19 protein-coding genes and 1 tRNA gene are annotated in these 22,536 nt (G+C 57.8%); 3 read left to right on the top strand and 17 right to left on the bottom strand.

The window, feature by feature from the left end:
* Positions 1 to 88: 88 nt before the first annotated feature.
* The 9 genes from ICA15_RS10715 to rpsU form a co-directional block, all read right to left on the bottom strand.
* Positions 89 to 550 (bottom strand): Lrp/AsnC family transcriptional regulator, encoded by a 462-nt coding sequence (locus tag ICA15_RS10715; protein ID WP_007910086.1) that lies wholly within the window; start codon positions 548 to 550, stop codon positions 89 to 91.
* 127 nt (positions 551 to 677) lie between these two features.
* Positions 678 to 1,484, bottom strand: coding sequence for a DUF3037 domain-containing protein (locus tag ICA15_RS10710; RefSeq protein WP_210553538.1), 807 nt, complete (start codon positions 1,482 to 1,484; stop codon positions 678 to 680).
* The gene (locus tag ICA15_RS10705) at positions 1,481 to 2,224 is read right to left on the bottom strand and encodes a HipA family kinase (protein WP_210553539.1); all 744 of its coding nucleotides are present in this window, start codon (positions 2,222 to 2,224) and stop codon (positions 1,481 to 1,483) included. Before ICA15_RS10705 ends, ICA15_RS10710 begins: the two co-directional genes overlap by 4 nt.
* 156 nt (positions 2,225 to 2,380) lie before the next feature.
* Entirely contained in the window at positions 2,381 to 2,647 is a 267-nt protein-coding gene (locus ICA15_RS10700) for a DUF3077 domain-containing protein (protein ID WP_210553577.1), read from the bottom strand.
* Positions 2,648 to 3,044: 397 nt separating this feature from the next.
* Positions 3,045 to 3,121 (bottom strand) — tRNA-Ile (locus ICA15_RS10695).
* A 15-nt stretch (positions 3,122 to 3,136) separates the two neighbouring features.
* On the bottom strand, positions 3,137 to 6,883 hold the full coding sequence (locus ICA15_RS10690) for a bifunctional diguanylate cyclase/phosphodiesterase (protein WP_150617742.1): 3,747 nt from the start codon (positions 6,881 to 6,883) through the stop codon (positions 3,137 to 3,139).
* Between the two features lie 127 nt (positions 6,884 to 7,010).
* Positions 7,011 to 8,858, bottom strand: a complete 1,848-nt coding sequence (rpoD, locus tag ICA15_RS10685) for an RNA polymerase sigma factor RpoD (RefSeq protein WP_150601844.1) — start codon at positions 8,856 to 8,858, stop codon at positions 7,011 to 7,013.
* Between the two features lie 67 nt (positions 8,859 to 8,925).
* Entirely contained in the window at positions 8,926 to 10,890 is a 1,965-nt protein-coding gene (gene dnaG / locus ICA15_RS10680; RefSeq protein WP_150601843.1) for a DNA primase, read from the bottom strand.
* A gap of 483 nt (positions 10,891 to 11,373) precedes the next feature.
* On the bottom strand, positions 11,374 to 11,589 hold the full coding sequence (gene rpsU / locus ICA15_RS10675) for a 30S ribosomal protein S21 (RefSeq protein ID WP_002551877.1): 216 nt from the start codon (positions 11,587 to 11,589) through the stop codon (positions 11,374 to 11,376).
* Positions 11,590 to 11,791: 202 nt separating this feature from the next.
* Here rpsU and tsaD point away from each other — a divergent pair, with 202 nt between their 5' ends.
* Positions 11,792 to 12,817 (top strand): tRNA (adenosine(37)-N6)-threonylcarbamoyltransferase complex transferase subunit TsaD, encoded by a 1,026-nt coding sequence (gene tsaD / locus ICA15_RS10670; RefSeq protein ID WP_210553540.1) that lies wholly within the window; start codon positions 11,792 to 11,794, stop codon positions 12,815 to 12,817.
* Between the two features lie 23 nt (positions 12,818 to 12,840).
* On the opposite strand, the gene plsY is transcribed toward tsaD, so the two are convergent.
* The gene (gene plsY / locus ICA15_RS10665) at positions 12,841 to 13,410 is read right to left on the bottom strand and encodes a glycerol-3-phosphate 1-O-acyltransferase PlsY (protein ID WP_042561394.1); all 570 of its coding nucleotides are present in this window, start codon (positions 13,408 to 13,410) and stop codon (positions 12,841 to 12,843) included.
* Positions 13,411 to 13,484: 74 nt separating this feature from the next.
* Between plsY and folB the strand changes: the two genes are divergently transcribed.
* Together folB and folK are read left to right on the top strand one after the other, a co-directional pair.
* Entirely contained in the window at positions 13,485 to 13,841 is a 357-nt protein-coding gene (gene folB, locus ICA15_RS10660; protein ID WP_210553541.1) for a dihydroneopterin aldolase, read from the top strand.
* Positions 13,832 to 14,347: a 2-amino-4-hydroxy-6-hydroxymethyldihydropteridine diphosphokinase gene (folK, locus tag ICA15_RS10655; protein WP_210553542.1), complete on the top strand. Its 516-nt coding sequence runs from the start codon at positions 13,832 to 13,834 to the stop codon at positions 14,345 to 14,347. Before folB ends, folK begins: the two co-directional genes overlap by 10 nt.
* Before the next feature lie 90 nt (positions 14,348 to 14,437).
* On the opposite strand, the gene ICA15_RS10650 is transcribed toward folK, so the two are convergent.
* The 7 genes from ICA15_RS10650 to apaG all read right to left on the bottom strand — a co-directional run bounded on the left by ICA15_RS10650 (position 14,438) and on the right by apaG (position 22,518).
* Positions 14,438 to 15,661, bottom strand: coding sequence for a multifunctional CCA addition/repair protein (locus tag ICA15_RS10650; RefSeq protein WP_210553543.1), 1,224 nt, complete (start codon positions 15,659 to 15,661; stop codon positions 14,438 to 14,440).
* A gap of 63 nt (positions 15,662 to 15,724) precedes the next feature.
* A complete protein-coding gene (locus ICA15_RS10645) occupies positions 15,725 to 17,287 on the bottom strand; it encodes a SpoVR family protein (RefSeq protein ID WP_150601839.1) in 1,563 nt (520 codons plus the stop codon).
* Positions 17,284 to 18,555, bottom strand: a complete 1,272-nt coding sequence (locus tag ICA15_RS10640) for a YeaH/YhbH family protein (RefSeq protein ID WP_150601838.1) — start codon at positions 18,553 to 18,555, stop codon at positions 17,284 to 17,286. The genes ICA15_RS10645 and ICA15_RS10640 overlap by 4 nt, the downstream gene beginning before the upstream one ends.
* A 121-nt stretch (positions 18,556 to 18,676) precedes the next feature.
* The gene (locus tag ICA15_RS10635; RefSeq protein WP_042561388.1) at positions 18,677 to 20,599 is read right to left on the bottom strand and encodes a PrkA family serine protein kinase; all 1,923 of its coding nucleotides are present in this window, start codon (positions 20,597 to 20,599) and stop codon (positions 18,677 to 18,679) included.
* Between the two features lie 294 nt (positions 20,600 to 20,893).
* Positions 20,894 to 21,223 (bottom strand): thiosulfate sulfurtransferase GlpE, encoded by a 330-nt coding sequence (gene glpE / locus ICA15_RS10630; protein ID WP_210553544.1) that lies wholly within the window; start codon positions 21,221 to 21,223, stop codon positions 20,894 to 20,896.
* Between the two features lie 33 nt (positions 21,224 to 21,256).
* A complete protein-coding gene (locus tag ICA15_RS10625) occupies positions 21,257 to 22,138 on the bottom strand; it encodes a symmetrical bis(5'-nucleosyl)-tetraphosphatase (protein ID WP_150617735.1) in 882 nt (293 codons plus the stop codon).
* Complete coding sequence (apaG, locus tag ICA15_RS10620) at positions 22,138 to 22,518, bottom strand: Co2+/Mg2+ efflux protein ApaG (RefSeq protein WP_042561385.1); 381 nt, start codon at positions 22,516 to 22,518, stop codon at positions 22,138 to 22,140. The genes ICA15_RS10625 and apaG overlap by 1 nt, the downstream gene beginning before the upstream one ends.
* Between the last annotated feature and the right edge of the window lie 18 nt (positions 22,519 to 22,536).

The following is a 22,536-nucleotide window of genomic DNA, read 5'->3' as shown; positions in this document are numbered from 1 at the left end:
ACGAGCTATAGCTTCACTCTGTTCCCTGTGGGAACCAGCCTGCTGGCGATGAGGCCGGATCAGGCAATCAGAAAGTCATGACCGAAGCCTAAACCGGCTGCCCCCGATCAATCTTGCTACTCAAAATAATCGATGTCGTGGTCTTCTCAACCCCATCCACACTGCCAATCTGATCCAGCAACTGATCCAGCTGCTCCGGCGAATCCGTGCGCAACCACGCCACATAATCAAATTCGCCACTCACCGCACACAGCTGCTGCACCTGCGCCATTGCACTCAAGCGGCGCAACACCTCTTTGCCAGAGCGCGGCTGAACCTTGATCCCGACATAGGCTTGCAACCCGCCATCGACCACACGCTGTCCCAGGCGTACCCCGTAACCGGTGATCACCTTGGCTTTTTCCAGGCGCGCCAATCGTGAGGTTACGGTGGTGCGTGCAATGCCCAACTGCCTGGCGAGCATGGCCACGCTTTCGCGGGCGTTGATTTGCAGGGCCGCGATCAACTGGCGGTCGATTTCATCGAGCACGGGCGGGCGGATGTCTGGCAAGAGGGGCTCCATGGGGCGCGGGTTGGTTGGCCTGCGCATGTTACAGGCTCAACGGGTTAGATATAGACATCGCATAAAAACGGAAAAGCCGCGCAAATGCGCGGCTTTATTGAGCAAATAGCAACTATTAAGCGTAGCGCTGTGCGAAGTCGGCAATTTTCTGTGTTGCCTGGAAATCAACCAGCTGCAGACCACGTGCCTCAATGCTTTCCTTGGCAACTTGTACCGCTTTGCGGTGGCGTGGGGATTCACTCTCCGCAGGAGTGCTCACGGGGATAAGCACGTTTTGCAACTGAATTATGCCTTCCTGCTCCGCTCTCACGAATTTCATCAGCCACTGATCGCAGTGATCGAGTATTGCGCTGGGCTCTGACTGGTCAAAAGCCAAGGGTTTAATAGCCGCCACGACCTTGTTGCGATGTACCAAGGGAAGATGAAGTTTGGTCAGATCGCCAGTCAGGGTGTCATCGCGAAAACTACGAATAGACGCGTGCGAAAACAATTCTCGAATCTCTCGAACCATGATCTCTTCGCGCCGCTCGCGGCCTATGCCTTGGCGATCTATGTAGCGGTTGAACAGCGTAGCTAAGGTCGCATCGAGGTTTTCCACGAGTATTGATCGCATGGGGCTGAAGCGAATCATCGACTCCTTCGGCTCCGTCATGAATCGAAAGTGGTTAACGATCTGCGATTCTTGAGCGCCTGCTGTCATGAGGCGAATGCTGTCCAGTTCGTTTTGGGCTATCTCCATAGCCTTTGCAAATAGGTTGCTGCACTCAAAGAAATGATTGACCCGTTTCAGATTTTTACGAGCGAGTTTGTACTCCATGCGGCCAATAGCAGGTGCCGAGAGAACGATGCCCACATTGGCAAACTCTTCGGTTTCCGCAAAGGGCGCGAAGCGCACGATGCTGTAAAGACAGGTGTATTTCATTTCAGGACGCTCCAGAATTCGTCCGATTGGCAAAGCATCAGGCTGCGTTCAATTTCCTCAAGCAGCGTTTCCAGTCCGAGTGCTCCGATGGACTCACACCACTCTTCGGGAATGTCTGAGCATAGGCCACGAAATCGTCCCGCAGTGTCATGCATCCGCTGAGAGTATTCAACTTTGTCGACCAGATCCAAACGCCATTCCCGATTTTCGGGGCCGAACACATGGCTTTCAGCAAACCTTGGAGCATCCAGTGGCCATTGGAATGCTTGGTTGTGATCGATCAGCTGTAGCTGATTGTTGGTACTGCACATCAGCAGATTTGGACGGCCACCAAATGGCCCCAACTGGCGATCACTGTTACCGACCCAGTAATCAAAAACGAAGACGGCTTTTTGAAGGCCGCTCGGAACCTGTAGTGCTTGTGAATACAGCAGGTCAGCAGCATCGGCGACGTAGGCAAGGGCATAGCTGTCCCCTGGTCCGAGATCACTGCGAGCTTCCGGGTTATAACGCAACAAGGCTGGATCGACATAGATACAGCCGTGCTCGGGGATTGGTAGGCCGAACTGAGCAGCCAAACGGGCGCAGAGCAGTTCGGCAATGCGTTCGGCGGGCGGTAGTTCCAAGCCTTTGACCACATAGTGCTTGTCATTGTTTGCACGACACAGGAATGGGCGTGTAATTCCTCCTTCCAGTCGACGAATGATTTCCACCGCTTCTATGTAGTTACTGACGGCCATTCATGGCTCCCTCATAAATCTGCTTCGCAGACAATACTGGTCTGCTTCTCGATGCACCATGCCTCGTAATCATTTCCAGGCTACATATCATTGAATATCAGGTTGTAGTGGCATCGGCGCCCCTATTGAGCGGGGCGAGTATCGAGGAAAGTGGCTCTAAACCTGCGTTCGATTCCGTGCCGTAAAGCTTTGATGGTTGATGACCTTTACCACATCATCAATCACCGCTTTGCTCATCGCCGCGAGGAAATGAGCGCCCCAGGCATGACGGTCGTTTTTTTTGTCGTAGGCGGCGTCTTCAGCGAAGGCTTTGACCAGAAACAGCAGGTCGGAGGCCTGGGATAAGGCGTCGCCAATCGGGACGCCAGCGCTTACATGGAAGAGGGGTTGGTTGGAGCAGTAGATGAAGGGGGTGAGGCCGATGGTTTTAGGTCTGAAGGGTGGGGCAGTTTTGTGTCAGGCATGGTGATACTCCTTGGTCCGAGGAACCGTTCTACACGTTTCCAAGCGAATAGGTGGCGGCTGTGCGCAGGTTGGAAAACCGGGAACCAAGGAACCGGCACGTCCGAAAACGTCCCACGCACAGCAGCCATAAAATAGGGCTGTTGCGTTTTAATTCGACGGGTTTCCAATCCCGACCGCTGATCAGCAGCGATGTCCGGAGAGTATCTCGTCGAAGAAATGCCCAACAGGCGCCAAGTCGCCAGAAAACACAGCTTCGGAACTTGCCTACAGCCCTCGGGAAGTCTTCCGAACATTGCACTCGAAAAGACCAAACCATCACCCAAGAAAAAGCCGCGCATTTGCGCGGCTTTCAATTTGGTGGGCCCACACGGACTTGAACCGTGGACCAAAGGATTATGAGTCCTCTGCTCTAACCAACTGAGCTATAGGCCCTCAGTAGGCCGCGGATTATAGCGACGGTTTCTCCGCTGTGCTATCCGAAAAATCCGATACGGTAATACGCAGAAATGTTGCGGCGAATTCTTCCGGTGGCAGCGGCAGGCTGACGATGTAGCCCTGAATCTGTTCGCAGCCTTCGGCGGCGAGGAATTGTTGTTGCGCCTGGGTTTCCACGCCTTCGGCGATGACGGTGAATTGCATGCTTCGGCCCAAGGCGATGATGGCGCGGACAATCGCCGCATCGTGCGGGTCGTCGGGCAGTCCGCGGACGAATGACTGGTCGATTTTGAGGATGTCCAGCGGCAGACGCTTGAGGTAGCTAAGGGAAGAATAGCCGGTGCCGAAGTCGTCGATCGCCAGTTGTACGCCCAGGTGTTTGAGTTGATGCAGCACTGCCAGTGCTTCTTCAGCCTGACTCATGATGAAATTTTCAGTAATTTCCAGTTGCAGTAAATCCGGCCTGAGATGGTTGTCCTTGAGCAGTTGCTCGATGCGCCCGAGCAGATTCGGCTGACGCAGTTGCGCCCCGGCGAGGTTGACCGACAGCGGCCCAAGGCTGTCGTAGATCTGGTTCCACTCGGACATTTGCCGGCACGCGGTCTCCAGCACCCAGTCGCCAATCTGCAGGATCATCCCGTTCTCTTCGGCCAATGGAATGAAGTGCTCCGGCGGCACCTCGCCAAAGGTCGGATGCCGCCAGCGGATCAGCGCTTCGGCGCCGACGAGGCTGTGGTCGTCGAGGCTGATTTTCGGTTGGTAGTAGAGATGCAACTCCTTGCGCTCGATAGCTCTGCGCAGTTCGTGTTCCAGTGCCACCCGCTCAATGGCCTGCGCTGTGAGATCGCGGGTGTAGCTCTCGACGCGGTTGCGGCCCTTGGCCTTGGAGCGGTACATCGCCGCATCGGCGTTTTTCACCAGTGTGGCTACGTCGCAACCGTCGCGGGGGTACAGGCTGGTGCCGATGCTGGCGCTGATGAAAAACTCGTGTTCGCCGGCCTGGAATGGTGCGCCGAAGCAATTGAGCAGTTTTAGCGCGATATGGTCGGCGTCGCTGGCCTGTTGCAGGCCGGGCAGCAGAATAATGAATTCATCGCCGCCGAGGCGAGCGACGGTATCAATGTCGCGTAACTGTTCTTTCAGGCGTACGGCGATGCCCTTGAGCAGCAAGTCGCCGACCGGATGACCGAGGCTGTCATTGATGTGTTTGAAGCGGTCGAGATCGAGGAACAGCACCGCACCCAAACCGTCATTTTCCTGCTGGTTGTTGAGTGCCGTGAGCAAACGGCTTTCGAACAATGTGCGGTTCGGCAGGCCGGTGAGTGGGTCGTGGTGCGCCTGGTAATCGAGTTTGGCCTGGGCGTGCTTGAGGCTGGAGATGTCGGCAAACACCGCAACAAAGTGGGTGATGAACTTGTCGCGGTTGCGCACCGCGCTGATCGTCAGCCAGCTCGGATACAACTCGCCATTCTTGCGCCGGTTGGAAATCTCGCCCTGCCAGTGACCTTCATCGGTCAGCTGGTGCCACATCGCTGCGTAAAACGCGCTGTCGTGCAAGCCCGAGGCGAGCAGGCGCGGTGTATGGCCGAGCGCTTCGCTTTCGCTGTAACCGGTGATTTCGGTGAAGGCCCGGTTGACCGCGCTGATGTGCTGCTGAGTGTCGGTGATCAACACGCCTTCTGCGGTGCTTTCGAAAACAGTCGCAGCCTGTTGCAGTTTCTCCTGCATCAGGTGGCGTTCGGTGATGTCGCGGGCGATGGTCAACATGCAGTCTTCTTCGCCGATCGGCAGCGGCCGGGCCGATACTTCGCAGAGCCGAATCTGCCCATCGCTGCGGCGAATATGGCAACTGAAATCACGGACGAAGCCATCGCGGTGCAGCAGATCGAGCATCTGTTTACGTTCGTTGAGGTTGACCCATATCCCCAGGTCCAGCGTCGAGCGATCCACCGACATGGCGCTGTTGAACCCGGTGATCCGGCTGAAACCCTCGTTGACTTCCAGCAGTAAGCCGTCGCTTTGACGCGACAAAAGCAAACCGTCCGGCGAGGCATGGAAAGCCTTGGCAAACTTCTCTTCCGACGTTTGCAGTTGCTGTTGGGTTTCCTTGAGCTGAGTGATGTCGCGCACCACCACGACCAGTGCGGGTGTGGTGTCGAGATCAAAGGGTTCGGCGGAAATCAGCCCGGTAAACACCTGGCCATTGTTACGACGAAAGGGCATTTCCAGGTTGCGGATGCTGCCGGCCTGTAACCGCTGCAACAGCCCCGGTCCGACGCCGGGAATGCCCCAGATGTTGAGGTTGGTGGCGGTCTGACCGATGACTTCTTCGGCTTTCAGTCCAATCTGCTCTTCGAAGGCCTCGTTTACTTCCAGCAAGCAACCGTCGGACAACCGCGCGATCACCAGAATGTCCGGACATTGCTGGAACACCGAAGCGAATTTCTGCTCGGACAGGCGCAGTGCTTCCTCCGTACGTTTGGTCTCGCTGATGTCGATCATCAGCCCGCGCATCACCGGTTCATGGCCGTGTTCGATAAGGCTGACGATGTCGCGTACCCACAGGCAACGACCGTCGGCGGTGATCACCCGGTAATCGAGGCTGTGATCGCGCCCAGCCAGCACTTCGTGATCGCAGAAGCTCTGGGCGCGGGTCAGGTCGGCCGGGTGAATGATGTTGCGCCAGAACCCCGGAATCAGCCAATGCGACAGCGGATAACCGAGCAAGTCTTCGGCGTGGGGTGACACATAGCTGTAGGTGAAGTCGCTCATGCGCGCTTCCCAGGCGATGGCCGACAAGCTCTCTACCAAGCCGCGATAGTGATACTCGCTGCTGCGCAATTCCTGTTCGAGGTCGATGCGTCGGGCGATCTCCGAGCTCAGACGGCGGTTGATGCGGATCACCACCGCCAGCACGATGATCAGGATCAGCAGGCCAGGCAGGCCGTACATCAGTAGATCCGACCAGAATGTCCGATGATCAAGGACGTTTCCAACCCAGTGCTCTTGAATAGCGCTGATTTCAGCCGGGGACATGTCCGCCAGGACTTTGTCCAGAATGCCCACCAGCATCTTGTTGTCACGGGGTACGCCCATCGCCAGTTGATAGCGGTACGGCGTTTCGCCACTGACATACAGGCCGTCGAGTTTCAGCTGACGCAGGCTCCAGACACTGGACGCGAGATCACCCACTACGGCGTCTACTTCATCGGTCGCGAGCGCTTGCAAGGCCGAGCTGACATTGGGCATGGCGACCAGATTAAGGTCGGGATGGTGGGTGCGCAGGAGTTCATGGGGCGCATAGTTTTCCACCACGGCGATCTTCAGGCCATACAGATCGTCAAGCTTGCGCGGTTGTGAACCGCCAACGTGGGCGAGGATGACGATCGGGAAGTCGAGGTAAGGACGTGTAAACGACAGATATTCCTGACGCTCCGGTGTCGACATGATCCCCGGCAGCAGATCGATTTTGCCCTGCTTGACCTGCTCAAGCACCACCGTCCAGCTCACCGGCTCTACTGGCGTGAGTTTGATCGCCAGACGCTGGCGTATGACGTCTATGTAATCAGCTGCAAGGCCCTGATAGCGGGCCTGATCGTCACGAAACTCAAAGGGCGGCCACGACGCGTCGACACCCAGGCGCAAGTCCGGGTGAGCCGTCAGCCAGCTACGTTCTTCATCGGTCAGAGTCAGCGCGTCAGCCGTTGCGGTCCAGATCATCAGTGACAGCAGAGTTAGCACGGACGCCAGTCTGGGCATAACGCTCTCGTTATGGCTCGGGGGTGAATATTTCGAGTGTAGACGGGGTATGCGGGGGAGGGGGGGGTGCGGGGAATTTAATCTGCCACATAAACAAAACCCCCGGCCTGGGCCGGGGGTTCTGGTATCACTCGTCGAGGAAGGAGCGCAGATGCTCGCTTCTCGTCGGGTGGCGCAGCTTGCGCAGCGCCTTGGCTTCGATCTGACGGATCCGCTCACGGGTCACGTCAAACTGTTTGCCCACTTCTTCGAGCGTATGGTCGGTGTTCATGTCGATACCGAAACGCATGCGCAGTACTTTGGCTTCACGTGCAGTGAGGCCGGACAGCACTTCGCGGGTCGCTTCTTTCAGGCTCTCAACAGTGGCAACATCGATTGGCGACTGCATGGTCGAGTCTTCGATGAAGTCACCCAGATGGGAGTCTTCGTCATCACCGATCGGGGTTTCCATGGAGATCGGCTCTTTAGCGATCTTCAATACCTTGCGGATCTTGTCCTCAGGCATTTCCATGCGTTCGCCCAGCTCTTCCGGGGTCGGTTCGCGACCCATTTCCTGCAACATCTGCCGGGAAATGCGGTTGAGCTTGTTGATCGTCTCGATCATGTGCACCGGAATACGGATGGTGCGGGCCTGGTCGGCGATCGAGCGAGTGATCGCCTGACGGATCCACCAGGTGGCATAAGTCGAGAACTTGTAACCACGACGGTATTCGAACTTGTCCACCGCTTTCATCAGACCGATGTTGCCTTCCTGGATCAGATCGAGGAATTGCAGGCCGCGGTTGGTGTACTTCTTGGCGATCGAGATCACCAGACGCAAGTTCGCTTCAACCATCTCTTTCTTCGCGCGGCGGGCCTTGGCCTCACCGATCGACATGCGACGGTTGATGTCCTTGATTTCAGCAATGGTCAAACCGGTTTCGGTTTCCAGCGCAATCAGTTTCTGCTGGCAACGGATGATGTCCGGCTGAACACGGCCGATGGCTTCGGCGTACTTGCTCTTGCCTTTGGCCAGGGCGTCGGACCAGCTTTCGTCGACTTCGTTGCTCGGGAACTGACGCAGGAAATCGGCGCGTGGCATACGTGCATCACGTACACACAGTTGCATGATCGCGCGCTCTTGCTGACGCAGACGATCCAGGGCACCGCGAACACGCTCGACCAGGGCTTCGAATTGCTTCGGCACCAGTTTGATCGGCATGAACAGCTCGGCCAGTAGCAGCAGTTCGGCAATCGCTGCCTTGTTGCTGCGACCGTGCTTCTTCAGCGCCTTGCGGGTGATTTCCATCTGATCGGACACAGCGCCAAAACGCTGGGCAGCGATGACCGGATCTGGACCGCTTTCGGCTTCTTCTTCGTCATCGGAAGAGTCGGCTTCATCGTCGTCGGTTTCGTCGTCAGCCTTGACGGCTTTCGGATCGACCGGCGGCGGCACTTCTGCCGCAGGCGGCGCAATGCCGTCGTCCGGGTCGATATAACCGCTCAGGACGTCAGACAGGCGACCACCTTCGGTGGTGACGCGGGTGTACTCGGAGAGAATGTGGTCAACCGTGCCAGGGAAGTGCGCGATTGCGCCCATCACTTCACGGATGCCCTCTTCGATACGCTTGGCGATTTCGATTTCGCCTTCACGAGTCAGAAGCTCAACGGTACCCATTTCACGCATATACATGCGCACAGGGTCAGTCGTGCGACCGATATCGGTCTCCACCGCTGCCAACGCGGCGGCTGCTTCTTCCGCAGCCGCCTCGTCGGTATCGGCGTCGGCCAACATAAGGGCGTCCGCATCCGGAGCACTCTCGTGTACGGGGATCCCCATGTCGTTAATCATGCGGATGATGTCTTCCACCTGCTCAGGATCTGAAATATCCTCGGGCAGGTGGTCGTTGACCTCGGCGTAAGTCAGATACTTCTGCTCACGACCCAGTTTGATCAACTCAATAATACGAGACTGCTGTTGCGCTTTTCCGGACATAACACCCTATCCACTGAAGGTCTTGGCGGGCAAAAAACAAGCCGAGGATTATACCTGAGCTATGACCTCACGCGCCAGTTGAGGTCGGGCTTGATGCGGAAACATTGCGACTTAAAAGGTCGCGCAGTTGATTTTTCTCTTCGATACTCAGTTCGCTTTGACGCGCTTTCCTGAGTAACTGTTCCAGATTTCGCTCGCGTTGGCGGGCTGACAAGCTAGTAATGGTGTCGAAAAACTGTTGTTCAAGGTTATCTCCGTCAATCAGCCATTCCTTTTCTGCCAGCGCCTTGAGCAATCGACCCTGTTCAGTGCCGTGCCATCGCGCGATCAACTGAAATGAGTTTAGCTTGGGATTCTTCTGTACGGCTTCGAGCAACGCCACCAGCAGCTGGGCGTTGGTCTGATTTTCGTCCGCAATGTGCCCGGCATCTTCGACGCGCTCGGCCAATTGCGGGTGATGAAGCAGTGTGCGCAGGGCGGTCAGGGTCGGCGACTCGACGCCGATTGGCGTCCGTGGGCGTTGCTGATCGCGATCGCCACCACGCTTGCCGTTTTTGTCCCAGGGTTTTTTGTCCCATTTCTTGCCGCCCGCGCCGGGCTTCTTCGGCGTCCACTCCTGCTGCGGCGCGTACATGTCCTGCGCCTGCGGCTGATGGTAGTCGCTGTAGTCGGGCATTGCGTCGTAATCGAAACCCGGATCGTAGGCGGGCGGCGCTTCCTGCGGTGCGTTTTGCGCGAGCTGACTGACGGTTTCGCTGCTCAGGCCGGTGATTTCGGTCAGGCGCTGACGCATCAGAATGCGCAGATTTGCACCTGGCACTTTGTCGATCAACGGTGCAGCGAGGGTGGCCATGTGGGCCTTGCCTTCGAGCGAGCGCGGGTCGGACTCTTCGGTCAATTGCTGGAAGAAATAATCTGCCAGCGGCTGCGCATGCTGATTGATCCGGGCCTTGAAGGCGTCAGTGCCTTCGGCGCGAATCAGCGTATCCGGGTCTTCGCCTTCGGGTAGAAACAGGAATCGCGCACGGCGTCCGTCCTGCAGGCTAGAAAGCGTTGCTTCCAGTGCGCGCCACGCGGCGTTACGGCCAGCCTGGTCGCCGTCGAAACAGAACAAGACGTTGGGCACGACGCGGAACAGGCGTTTCAGGTGTTCTTCGCTGGTCGCGGTGCCCAGCGTTGCGACAGCATTGCGCAGGCCTTGTTGGGCGAGGGCGATGACGTCCATATAACCTTCGACGACGATTATTTCGTCAAGGTTGCGGTTGTTCTTGCGCGCTTCATAGAGGCCGTAGAGTTCCTGGCCTTTATGGAAAACCGGGGTTTCCGGTGAGTTCAGGTATTTCGGCTTGTCGTCGCCCAGCACGCGCCCGCCGAAAGCGATGATTCGCCCGCGGCTGTCGCGGATCGGGAACATCACGCGATCGCGGAAGCGGTCATAGCGTTTGCCGGTTTCGGCGTTCTCGATCAGCAGGCCGGCGTCGATCATGGCTTTTTGCTGAAGTGTGTCGCTGCTCAAGTGTTTGAACAGATTGTCCCAGCCCGGCGGAGCAAAGCCGAGACCGAAGTCTCGGGCAATCTCACCTGTCAGGCCGCGGCCCTTGAGGTAATCCACGGCGGCTTTGCGCGCTGGGTGGCTCTTGAGCGCCTGCCGATAAAAGTCAGCGGCAGCGGTGAGCAGCGGATACAGCGGCGAATCGGTCGGCTGGCGCGGCTTGTGCGGGCGGCCGCTTTCTTCGCGGGGTATTTCCATGCCGGCGGCTTTCGCCAGGTCTTCAACCGCCTGGGGGAAATCCAGGTTGTCGTGATCCATGAGGAAGCCGAGCGCGTTGCCACCGGCACCGCAACCGAAGCAGTAATAGAACTGCTTGTCGGGGCTGACGCTGAACGACGGGGTTTTTTCTTTGTGAAACGGGCAGCAGGCGGTGTAGTTCTTGCCAGCCTTCTTCAATTGCACGCGCGAGCTGACCACGTCGACGATGTCGGTGCGGTTCAGCAGGTCGTCAATGAAGCTCTGGGGAATCAGCCCGGCCATGGCGTGCTCGTCGTCTGCGCTGTAATAAGTCCGATGCGAAGGGCGGCCGGACGCGGGTCGTTGTTTGAAGCGCGCAAAATGTGCGGCTCGACCGGTGTCGTCTGCGTTATCGCTGTCGGGAAGTGTATCTGCCGAAAATCCACTGACGTTAGTACCAATCAGCCTTCGACTATTTGAAAGTGTTGCGCTGAGTCCGCTGACGGCCGGTTAAAGACCTCGGATAGCTCAATAAAGCGGGCACGCATGCAGGTGCCTTGGGCTGATCGTCGTAAGAGGAATCAGTGGGTGTGCTCGTCAGTAGCCTTGAAAGGCTCGTCAGAAAAGACGTGCACCGCTGGCAAAAGAGCCAGGTCTGACGTGTGAAGCAGATTTGTCTCGGTCGCGTGTGCGGCGTCGACGATGAAGCATCAAGCGATATCCGCAAATGCCAATAGCCCGGCTGAGGGCCGGGCTTGGCAGAAGCTTGCTACGAACGTCTGTGTATTAGTACAGACGAACGGCGCGGCGCTGTTCGCGCTGAACTTTCTTGGCGTGACGCTTAACAGCGGCTGCTGCTTTACGCTTACGCTCAGAAGTTGGCTTCTCGTAAAATTCGCGGCTACGAACTTCAGCCAGTACACCGGCTTTTTCGCAGGAGCGCTTGAAACGACGCAGAGCTACGTCGAAGGGTTCGTTCTCTTTAACTTTGACGGCTGGCATCCAGAGCTACCTTCTTTCATTACCGGGATCAACGTTCTCGTCGCAAAAAATTCGCGGCTGAGGTCGTCGGTTTTTAAGGGTTGCGGATGTTAACCCCTCATCGCTCGGAATGCAAAGCCTCTGATCGAAAACCGCTGGTCGGGGCATCACGCGGGGACTATTATGCGCGCCTTCGAATTCAGCCTAAACAAGGCGCAAACCCATGCTAGTACTGGGATTAGAAACCTCCTGCGACGAAACCGGCGTCGCATTATATGACAGTGAGCGGGGTCTGCTGGCCGATGCACTGTTCAGTCAGATTGACCTGCATCGCGCCTATGGCGGTGTGGTGCCGGAGCTGGCCTCGCGTGACCACGTCAAACGCATGCTGCCCTTGATTCGTCAGGTGTTGGCCGAGGCTGACTGCGTGCCGACCGAGATCGACGCGATCGCCTACACCGCGGGTCCTGGCCTGGTTGGGGCGCTGCTGGTGGGTGCTTCCTGCGCCCAGGCATTGGCGTTTGCCTGGGGCATTCCGGCGCTCGGCGTGCATCACATGGAAGGTCATTTGCTGGCGCCGATGCTGGAGCCCAAACCGCCGCAATTCCCGTTCGTCGCTTTGTTGGTCTCCGGCGGTCATACGCAGCTGGTTCAGGTTGATGGCATCGGTCAATACGCGTTGCTCGGCGAGACCCTCGACGACGCGGCCGGTGAAGCCTTCGACAAGACCGCGAAGATGATGGGCCTCAATTATCCCGGCGGGCCGGAAATCGCCAAGCTGGCGGAGAAGGGCGTCGCAGGACGTTTCACTTTCCCGCGTCCGATGTGTGATCGCCCGGGGCTGGAATTCAGCTTCAGCGGTCTGAAGACCTCGGCGCTCAACACATGGCAGCAACGCATCAGCGCCGGGGACGACAACGAGCAAGCCCGTTGCGACATCGCGCTGGCGTTCCAGCAGGCCGTGGTGGAGACTTTGACCATCAAGTGCAAGCGCGCCCTGAAGCAGGCAGGCATGAAGCGTCTGGTGATTGCTGGCGGCGTCAGTGCCAACAAGGCGCTGCGTGTGTCGCTGGAGAAAATGCTCGGCGACATGCAGGGCGATGTGTTTTACGCCCGTCCTGAATTTTGCACCGACAATGGCGCGATGATCGCGTTCGCCGGTTGCCAGCGATTGCAGGCCGGACAGCAGGAAAGTCTGGCGATCAGCGTGCAGGCGCGCTGGCCGATGGAGCAATTGTCGGCGCTCTGATGAGAAGTGCTCGTGGACGGTATTCAGAAATGCCGTTCGCGCCCGGCAAACAGGTCGCGTAGATTGCCGCGGTGGCGCCAGACAATCAGCAGCGTCAATGCGCTCATCGGCAGCAGTGCCTCCGGTTCTTGCCAGGCCAGTAGCGGCAGGGTCAGCGGTGTGGCGATCAGCGCTGCCAGAGAGCTGGTGCGGGTCAGGTAGAACGTCAGCAGCCAGGCACACACCGCCAGCAGCGCAGCAGGCGGATACAGGGCCAGGAGCATGCCGGCAGCGGTGGCGACGCCCTTGCCGCCGCGAAAACGGAAATACAGCGGGAACAGGTGACCGATCACGGCGCACACGCCAATCCAGGCCTGATCCTGCAGCGAAAGGCCGATAGCCGCAGCGAGCAGCACCGGCAGCAGGCCTTTGCACAGATCACCCAGCAGGGTCAGGATCGCGAGTTTGCGACCGGCCAGGCGCAGCATATTGGTGGCGCCGGCATTACCCGAGCCACTCATTCGCGGGTCCGGATTTCCGGTCAAGCGGCTGAGCAAAATGGCGAAGGACAGAGAGCCGAGCAGGTAGGCGAGAGTCGCCAGTAACCAAAACATGCTAACTATTCCGGGCGAGGACGCCCTGATTCTAACGGCGCATTGCGCCCTTGTCGTGCAGCGGAGAAAAGTGCGTGGACAGAGTGTTTATCGAGGGCCTGGAAGTCGACACCGTGATCGGTGCCTACGACTGGGAGCGCGGCATCCGACAGTGCCTGCGTCTTGATCTGAGCTTCGCCTGGGACAATCGCCCGGCCGCGGACGGTGACGACCTGACCTTGGCGCTCGACTATGCCAGCGTTTCCACGCGTATTCAGGCGTTTGCCGAACAGGCGCAGTTCCAGCTGGTCGAGACCTTTGCCGAACGCCTGGTCGCGGTGCTGATGGACGAATTCAAAATCACCTGGGTACGCCTGAAGCTGACCAAGCCCGGCGCCGTGCCGGCCGCCAAGGGCGGCGTGGGCGTGGAGATCGAGCGCGGATGTCGCTGACTCAGGTCTATCTCGGGCTCGGTAGCAATATCGAGCGCGAAACCCATTTGCGCGCCGGTCTGGATGCGCTGGCCACGTTTTTGGTGGATATCCGCTGTTCGGCGGTATTCGAGAGCCAGCCGGTGGGAATCAAGAGCGGCCCGTTCTTCAATTTTGTGGTGTCGGCGTTTACCGACCTGCCGTTGATGGAGCTCGATCGCCGTTTGAAATTCATCGAGGCGGATAACGGTCGGTATGCGCCGGACCGTAAGGGGTTGCCGCTGGATATCGACGTGTTGTTGTACGGCGATCTGGTGGGCAATTACGACGGATTGGTCCTGCCCCGCGCCGAGATACTGAAAAATGCTTTCGTGTTGTGGCCGTTGTCGCTGATTGCGCCAGATCGGGTGCATCCGGGTGTGGGAAAAAGCTTCGCGGCACTGTGGGCCGAGGCGCAGATTGATCAAGTGTTGGCGCCGGTGGCGTTTGAATGGCGAGGCGAACAGCTCACACCGCCAAATCTATAAATCAAAAGATCGCAGCCTCCGGCAGCTCCTACAGGGGAATTCGCATTTCCCTGTAGGAGCTGCCGGAGGCTGCGATCTTTTGATCTTGCTTCAGCGATTGTCTTTGTAAATCTTCAAAGCCTTCAGACGTTCACGCTTAAGCGCCTCTCCCAGCTCCGGCCCTTTGAATCCTTTCTCCAGCAATGGCTGCACCGCCACCCCGCGCGCAACGTTTGCCGCGCCACGCAAATAATCAGCCTGTGGATAACTCCTGTCCTCTAGTCCCTTACGGCCTCGAGCATCCATCTCGCACGCAGCGATAAACTCTTCAAACCGCTGCGGCCGGCGATAGACATCAAAACTTTGCAGCAGCTCCAGCAACGTTGAAGCCTTCAACTCCAAGGCTCGGTGGCCGTGGGTGTGGTACTGGCCGACCAGCAGCGCCAATTCCTGACAGTCCTTCGGCGCCTTGAAGCGTTGGTTGACCGCTTTGATCAGCTTCAGCCCCTTGTGTTCGTGGGCGATATGTCGCGGCCATTCCTCTTCTGGCGTGAGGCCTTTGCCGAGGTCGTGCAGCAGGCAGGCCCAGCGCACGGTGAGCGGCTGTTTGTACCGCGCCGATTGCTCCAGCACGCTGAGCGTGTGGATGCCGCTGTCGATTTCCGGGTGATGGATTTCTGGCTGCGGCACGCCGAACAGCGCATCGACTTCCGGCATCAGCACTTTCAGTGCGCCGCAATCGCGCAGCACCTGAATGAACACCTGCGGCTGATCTTCCATCATTGCCCGGGAGATTTCCTTCCAACTGCGTTCGGCTGTCAGTGCCTCGAGTTCGCCGGACTCACTGAGCTGACGCATCAGCTCCAGTGTCTCGGGCGCAACGGTAAAACCCAAATCCGCATAGCGAGCGGCGAAGCGGGCAACACGCAGTACTCGTAGCGGATCTTCGGCGAATGCCGGCGAAACGTGGCGCAGGATACGAGCTTCGAGATCGCGCTGGCCGTGATAAGGATCGGTCAGATTTTGCTGGTCGTCCTCGGCCATGGCGTTGATGGTCAGATCACGGCGGATCAGGTCTTCTTCAAGCGTGACTTCAGGGCTGGCGTGAAAGGTGAAGCCGCCATAACCGCGACCGCTTTTACGCTCGGTACGGGCGAGGGCATATTCCTCGCCGCTTTTCGGATGAAGAAACACCGGGAAATCCGCGCCGACCGGACGATAGCCCTGAGCGAGCATTTCTTCGGTGGTGGCGCCCACCACGACCCAGTCGATATCGGTGACCGGTTTGCCCAGCAAGCGATCACGTACCGCACCGCCAACCTTGAAAATCTGCATAAAAAACCTCCGTTAGCCCGACAGGATAACCCTTGCGTCGGACTTTCGGAGGCCAGAACCGAATCAAAGGTGAATGACGGCGAGGTCGAGTCGACCGTAATCCCCTTCGCTGTGTTCACTGCGTGGCGGAACGTGATGGGTTTTCATGATCTGGTCGCCTTGCAGGGTTTCCAGATGAATGTCGAAACCCCACAAGCGATGCAGGTGTTTGAGCACCTCGTCGGTGGAGTCGCCCAGCGGTTTGCGGTCGTGTTGCTGATGGCGCAGGGTTAGCGAGCGGTCGCCGCGGCGATCAATGCTGTATATCTGCACGTTCGGTTCACGATTGCCGAGGTTGTACTGCGCTGCGAGGGTTTCGCGGATGGTCCGATAGCCCGTTTCGTCATGGATGGCGGGTACTAACAGGTCATCCTTCTGGTCATCATCAAGGATGCTGAACAGTTTCAGATCGCGGATCACTTTCGGTGACAGGTATTGCAGGATGAAGCTTTCGTCCTTGAAGCTGCTCATGGCGAATTTGATGGACGACAGCCAATCCGTCCCGGCGATGTCGGGGAACCAGTGGCGATCCTCTTCGGTGGGCTCTTCGCACATGCGCCGGATGTCGCGATACATGGCAAAGCCGAGTGCGTAGGGGTTGATGCCGCTGTAGTAAGGGCTGTCGAAACCTGGCTGGAACACCACGCTGGTGTGCGACGTCAGGAATTCCATCATGAAACCGTCGGTGACCAGCCCTTCGTCATACAGGTCGTTCATCAGCGTGTAGTGCCAGAACGTCGCCCAACCTTCGTTCATTACCTGAGTCTGGCGTTGTGGATAGAAATACTGAGCGATCTTGCGCACGATCCGCACGATTTCCCGCTGCCAGGGCTCCAGTAACGGCGCGTGCTTCTCGATGAAGTAGAGGATGTTTTCCTGCGGCTCGGCCGGGAAACGCGCGTTGTCCTTGTCGCTGTATTTGTCCGCGCCTTTGGGAATGGTGCGCCACAGATCGTTGATCTGTTTCTGCATGTGTTCTTCGCGATCCTTCTGCCGACGGCGTTCCTCTTCGGCGGAAATCGGATACGGGCGTTTGTAGCGATCGACCCCGTAGTTCATCAGCGCATGGCAGGAATCGAGCAGGTCTTCCACGGCATCAATGCCATGGCGCTCCTCGCATTGCATGATGTACTGCTTGGCGAACACCAGGTAATCGATGATTGAACTGGCGTCGGTCCAGGTACGGAACAGGTAATTGCCTTTGAAGAAGCTGTTGTGCCCGTAGCAGGCGTGGGCCACCACGAGGGCCTGCATGCAGATTGTGTTCTCTTCCATCAGGTAGGCGATGCACGGATCCGAGTTGATCACGATCTCGTACGCCAGCCCCATCTGCCCGCGACTGTAGGATTTTTCGGTGCTGAGGAAGTGTTTGCCGTAGGACCAGTGGTGGTAGCCCAACGGCATCCCGACCGAGGCATACGCGTCCATCATCTGCTCTGCGGTAATTACTTCAATCTGGTTGGGGTAGGTATCCAGCGCATAGCCGGCCGCGATACGGGCGATTTCGCGGTCGTAGGTCTGGATCAGCTCGAACGTCCATTCGGAGCCGGTGGAAATGGGTTGGCGTTTCTGCTCTTTGGCGGTCATGTCACTAACCTGCGCTGGAAGAGTTCACGGAAGACCGGATAGATATCCCCGGCCGAGACCAGTTGTTGCTGGGCAAACGTGTCGGAAAAGGCTTCGGCGATGCGTTCGTACTCGTACCAGAGGGCCTGGTGTTCGCGTGGGGTGATCTCCACGTAAGTGTAGTACTGCACAAAAGGCATGATCTGGTTGATCAGTATGTCGCGGCAGATAGGCGAGTCGTCGTTCCAGTTGTCACCGTCGGAAGCTTGCGCGGCGTAGATGTTCCATTCGTTGCTCGGATAACGCTCGGCCATGATCTCCTGCATCAGCTTCAAGGCGCTGGAGACGATAGTGCCGCCGGTTTCCCGTGAATAGAAAAACTCCTCTTCGTCCACTTCCCGGGCGCTGGTGTGATGGCGGATGAACACGACGTCGATCTTGTCGTAGTTGCGCTTCAGGAACAGGTACAAAAGGATGAAAAAGCGCTTGGCGATGTCCTTAGTTGCCTGGGTCATCGACCCGGAAACGTCCATCAGGCAAAACATGACAGCCTTGGAGCTTGGATTGGGTTGCTTGATCAGCAGGTTGTATTTGAGGTCAAAAGTATCAAGGAATGGCACGCGATGTATGCGCGCGCTGAGTTTTTCAATTTCCGCTTCGAGTGTCTGAATATCGCCGAAGTTGTCGGGCTCTTCGCGTCTCAAACGCTCAAGTTCTGCTTTGGCTTCGCGCAGTTTTGCCCGGCTGCTGCCGGACAGGGCAATGCGCCGCGCGTGAGCTGAGCGCAGGGTACGAATGATGTTGATGCGTGAGGGGTTGCCTTCGTTACTGATCCCTGCACGCACGGTCTTGAAGGTGTCGGTACCGGTCAGGTTACGTTTGACCAGGTTCGGCAGTTCGAGGTCTTCGAACATGAATTCGAGAAATTCTTCCTGTGTGATCTGGAAGACGAACTCGTCCATGCCCTCGCCGGAATTACCCGCCTTGCCCGGACCGCGTCCGCCACCCCCTCCCGGAGGTCGGGCGATGTGTTCGCCGGCAGTGAATTCCTTGTTGCCGGGATGAACCACAGTCTGCTTGCCGCCGCGACCGTGGTGAAGCACCGGCTCGTCGATGTCGCGACCGGGAATGCTGATCTGTTCACCGTGCTCCATGTCGGTAATGGAACGCCGGCTGACCGCCTCTTCGACAGCCTTTTTGATGTGGTCACGGTAACGCCGCAGGAAACGCTGGCGGTTCACCGTGCTCTTGTTCTTGCCATTGAGACGTCGGTCGATCACATAGCTCATAGGCCCCTCCGGGGAGCTTCAAGTCGTGAGCTTCAAGCTGCAAGCGATGCGGCGTCAGTACCCGGGATCGGGACTCAACCGCTGTTCTCTTGCAGCCTGGAGCTAGAAGCTTGCAACTGCTTCACTGCGACTTCCGGACCCGTAGGTACCATTCGGAAAGTAGCCGTACCTGTTTGTCGGTGTAGCCGCGTTCGACCATTCGTGTAACGAAGTCGTTGTGTTTCTGCTGGTCCTCTTTGCTGGCCTTGGCATTGAAGCTGATGACTGGCAGCAGGTCTTCGGTGTTCGAGAACATTTTCTTCTCGATGACCACCCGCAGTTTTTCGTAGCTGAGCCAGGTCGGGTTCTTGCCGTTGTTGTTGGCCCGGGCGCGCAACACGAAGTTGACGATCTCGTTGCGGAAATCCTTCGGATTGCTGATGCCGGCCGGTTTTTCGATTTTCTCCAGTTCCTCGTTGAGGGCGACACGGTTGAGAATCTCGCCGGTTTCCGGATCGCGGTATTCCTGATCCTGAATCCAGAAATCTGCATACAGCACGTAGCGGTCGAAGATGTTTTGGCCGTACTCGCTGTAGGACTCCAGGTAAGCGGTCTGGATCTCCTTGCCGATGAATTCGATGTAACGCGGTGCCAGATACTCCTTCAGGAAGCGCAGATAACGCTCGCGCGTTTCCGCCTGGAACTGTTCCTGTTCGATCTGCTGTTCCAGCACGTACAGCAGATGCACTGGGTTGGCGGCAATTTCATGCGGATCGAAGTTGAAGACCTTGGAAAGGATCTTGAACGCGAATCGAGTCGACAGACCGTTCATGCCCTCGTCGACGCCGGCCGTGTCGCGGTATTCCTGAATCGACTTGGCTTTCGGATCGGTGTCCTTGAGGTTTTCGCCGTCGTACACGCGCATCTTCGAATAGATGTTGGAGTTTTCCGGCTCCTTGAGGCGCGACAGCACGGTGAATTGCGCCAGCATCTTCAAGGTGTCGGGTGCGCAATGCGCTTTGGCCAGAGAGCTGTTGAACAGCAGTTTGTCGTAGATTTTTACTTCATCGCTGACGCGCAGGCAGTACGGCACCTTCACGATGTAGATCCGGTCGATGAAGGCTTCGTTGTTCTTGTTGTTGCGGAAGGTGTGCCACTCCGATTCGTTGGAGTGGGCGAGCAGAATCCCGGTGAACGGAATCGCGCCTAAACCTTCGGTACTGTTGTAATTGCCTTCCTGAGTGGCAGTCAGCAGTGGGTGCAGCACCTTGATCGGTGCCTTGAACATTTCGACGAATTCCATCAGGCCCTGGTTGGCCCGGCACAGCGCACCGGAGTAGCTGTAGGCGTCGGCGTCGTTCTGTGGGTATTCCTCGAGTTTGCGGATGTCGACCTTACCGACCAGCGCCGAAATATCCTGGTTGTTCTCGTCGCCCGGTTCGGTCTTGGCCACGGCGATCTGGTTGAGGATCGACGGATACAGTTTGACCACGCGGAACTGACTGATGTCGCCGCCGAATTCGGCCAGGCGTTTGGTCGCCCAAGGCGACATTATTGTGTTGAGGTAGCGTTTGGGAATGCCGAAATCTTCCTCGAGGATCGCGCCATCTTCGGTGGCGTTGAACAGACCCAGCGGCGACTCGAATACCGGCGAACCCTTGATCGCGTAGAAGGGCACTTTTTCGATCAGCTGTTTCAGCTTCTCGGCCAGGGACGACTTACCGCCACCGACAGGGCCGAGCAGATAGAGGATCTGTTTCTTCTCTTCAAGGCCTTGGGCGGCATGGCGGAAATACGACACGATCTGGTCGATGCATTCTTCCATCCCGTGGAAGTCTTCAAAGGCCGGATACCGACGGATCACCTTGTTGGAGAAGATGCGTGACAGCCTCGAATTGGTCGAGGTGTCGAGCAGTTCCGGTTCGCCGATGGCCAGCAATAGACGCTCGGCGGCGGAAACGTAGGCGCTACGGTCTTGCTTGCACAGCTCCAGGTACTCTTGCAGCGAGAGTTCTTCCTGGCGTGTGGACTCGAAGCGTTGTTGGAAGTGGCTAAAGATACTCATGACGTCACCTCGCTCGATACGTGGAGCCGACGCCGGATCACTCAGTCGATGCTGGCAAGCAGCCGTGGTGGCCACTTGTTTACCCCCCAGAACACTTTCGCGGTCGACAACCTTGAAAGTCACTCCCGATGACCCGTGCGCCGGTGTACCGGCTCTCCCCTGTTTTGGATGGCCTGGGCTTAAGGATAGTTGGGAATTCGGGAGGTAAAGGCGAGATACGTAATTAGTTGTGGCAGACCGTTCGTCTGCCACGCGCGGGCCCGCGGGAGCCGGGGCCTGCGCGCTACAAAAAAATTATTCGGCGGTGCCTTGCGAGGTTTCCGAAGGGTAGGTCGTGCGCCAGAGCTCGAAGCCGCCGTCCATGCTATAGACGTCGGAGAAGCCCTGACTGATCAGGTACGCGGCGGCGCTCTGGCTGGAGTTGCCGTGGTAGCAGACCACTACCGTAGGTGCATCAAGGTCGGCGGCACGGATGAAATCGGAGATGGAAACGTTGTCCAGATGCTTCGAGCCGCTGATATGCAGTGCGGCGAAGGTAGCAGGATCACGGACATCGACCATCACCGCGCCTTGCTCGCGCAGGGCCTGGGCCTGTTCCGGGGAGATGCGTTTGAATTCGCTCATGGCGGGTTCCTGTTGCTCGGCTGATTGCGCAGTCTAACGCGGGGCGCTGACTGGCGAAGTTTCGGGGATAAGTGGTGTGAGCGGGGACAGCGCGCCGCCATGTTCATCGCATTTGCAGGAAAGGCGTTCGCCGCTGTCGACGTTCATCAGGGTGAGGCTGCCGCCCCAGACGCAGCCCGTGTCCAGAGCCGAGATGCCTGGCTCATGGATATTGCCCTCCAGTGCCGCCCAGTGTCCAAAGATGATCCGCAATCCCTTGGTCTTGCGCTCTTTATGCTGGAACCAAGGTTTGTAACCGGGCGGGGCGGTATCGAGACCTTCCTTGCTCTTGAGATCGAGTTTGCCCTCGACAGTGCAGAATCGCATGCGGGTGAAATAGTTGGTGATCACGCGCAGGCGGGTGACGCCTTTGAGGTCGTTGTCCCACTTTGCCGGCTCGTTGCCGTACATGCCGTCGAGGAACGCGGGCAACAGGTTGTCGTCACGCAGGGCCGTTTCGACTTCATTGGCACACTTCAAGGCGCGGCGCACAGACCATTGCGGCGGGATGCCGGCATGGACCATGGCAACGTCACGCGTCTCGTCGTAGTGCATGAGTTTTTGCTGGCGAACCCAATCAAGCAGTTCGTCACAGTCGGGGGCGTCGAGAATTTCGCGCAGGGTGTCGGATTTCTTCAGGCGTTCGATGTTTTTTGCCGCGGCGAGCAGGTGCAGGTCATGGTTGCCGAGGACACAGACCAGCGATTCGCGCATGCCATATAGAAAACGCAGGGTTTCCAGCGACTGCGGGCCGCGGTTGACCAGATCGCCGACCAGCCAGAGCCGATCAAGCGTGGGATCGAACGCTACTTGCCTGAGCAGACATTTGAGCGGTTCGAGGCAGCCTTGCAGGTCACCGACCGCGTACGTTGCCATCAGTGCAAGGCTCCGGGCACGGCGAGGCGGAAGGGTTTGATGACGGCATCGAAATGTTTACCGTCGTCGGCGACCATTTCGTAGGTACCCTGCATGGTGCCGACCCTGGTCGTCATCACTGTGCCACTGCTGTAGGTATGGCTTTTGCCGACGTCGATCAACGGTTGCTGGCCGACCACGCCTGCGCCGCGAACTTCTTCTTTATGGCCGTCACCGTCGGTGATCACCCAGTGCCGCGAAATCAATCGAGCAGGGATCTCGCCGTTGTTTTGCACGGTGATGGTGTAGGCGAAGGCGAAGCGGTCGTGCTCGGGTTGCGATTGGTCTGCCAGATAGTGGGTAACGACGCTGACATCGACCTGGTAACGGGAATCGGACATGCAAGAGGCCTTAAACGA

This window comes from Pseudomonas sp. P116 (assembly GCF_020149425.1).
In the GTDB taxonomy this organism is placed as follows: domain Bacteria; phylum Pseudomonadota; class Gammaproteobacteria; order Pseudomonadales; family Pseudomonadaceae; genus Aquipseudomonas; species Aquipseudomonas anatoliensis.
The sequence above is the reverse complement of the archived record's forward strand: the minus strand, read 5'-3'. Positions and strand labels throughout refer to the sequence as shown.